This window comes from Vibrio sp. Vb1554, assembly GCF_033344235.1.
The window spans coordinates 1-1203 of the sequence record NZ_JAWPOJ010000299.1 but is presented as its reverse complement, the minus strand read 5'-3'; the positions used below and the strand labels follow the sequence as shown (position 1 = coordinate 1203).

Annotated in this window: 1 protein-coding gene; it reads left to right on the top strand. The window is 46.4% G+C overall.

Going from position 1 to position 1203, the window contains the following annotated elements; all coding sequences use genetic code 11:
• The coding region (locus tag R8N28_RS25790) for a M66 family metalloprotease (RefSeq protein ID WP_318183731.1) at positions 1-1203 on the top strand (1203 nt) is incomplete at both ends.

The window sequence follows — 1203 nt, the reverse complement described above, 5'->3', positions numbered from 1 at the left end:
AATCAACTGAACTTAGATGGCTTAGATCCATTGCCAACCAGCAGCGAATCTGTGAAAACAGAAGTCGCGGATAGAATTGAAGCGCTTTCTACAATGGCGGCGATGGCGAGCCTGAAATCGGATGAAAACATTCATGCGCCGCTCGTTTCAAAAGAAGACATCGTTTCTGGAAAAGCAGCGACGAAGAGCCCAACTCAGCTAATGAAAAACTTCAATGATGACATGGAGTTTGAAAAGGTGGTTGAAGCTGAAGAGAACCGTTTGTCTTTCTGGGCAGAGCACAACGTCTATCCAATCGAAGCGTCGTGGGTTTCTTCAACCAACAAGGCCATGTTGGACAACTTGAAGTTGGATGACGAGCGTTACTTTGAGATCAAACTTGATGACGCAGGTAACGAAGTATCGCGTCAGCTTAAGCGTTGGAAATACCTGCCAAAAGAGTTGCAAGTGAAAGCCGCAGATGCGATTACGGTTGCGACTTACAGCAATACGCTTGTTCACGAGCTTGGTCATAACATGGGTCTGCGCCATAACTTTAAAGGCTCAAATGACAAAGCGAACTACTACACGCTAGAGCAAGCGCATCAACTTGGTTTGAACAACATTCCTGCTTACAGTTCGACGATGGACTACGCACCAAGCATGTTGGATGAAACGCCAACTTGGGGTCTGTACGATATTGCGGCGTTTAAGTTTGGCTACGGTCGTAAAGTCGAGACGATTCAAGATTCTTCAGGTTCAGCTCCTGCACCTGTTGCGAAACCGGCAGACAGTGCGAGCGATGAAGACAAAGCGGCATACGCTCGTTACCTCGCTGATCAGCAAGCCTACCAACAAAGCTTTGCATACAAGTTTGGCAACAATCCAGACAACACATCGCTGATGGTGTGTTCTGAAGTGAAGGCACTAACGGGGAACGAGAAAGGCAAAACACTCTACAACTGTGACTTCAGCCGATTCGATACCGCCGCGTTGTCTGATGATCCAGAACTGAATGCGAAAACTCGTTATGGCGCACTTTACTACCTAGATAAAGTGAATGAAATTGAGCGTAAGTCTTACGATTTCTGTACCGATGGGAACGTTTCTCTAAACAGCGACTGTAACCGTTTTGACGAAGGTACAAACCTAGAAGAAATTGTTTCTTACGAGTGGCAGAACTATCTCGATAGCTATGATCGACGCAACTTGGAGCTATATGGG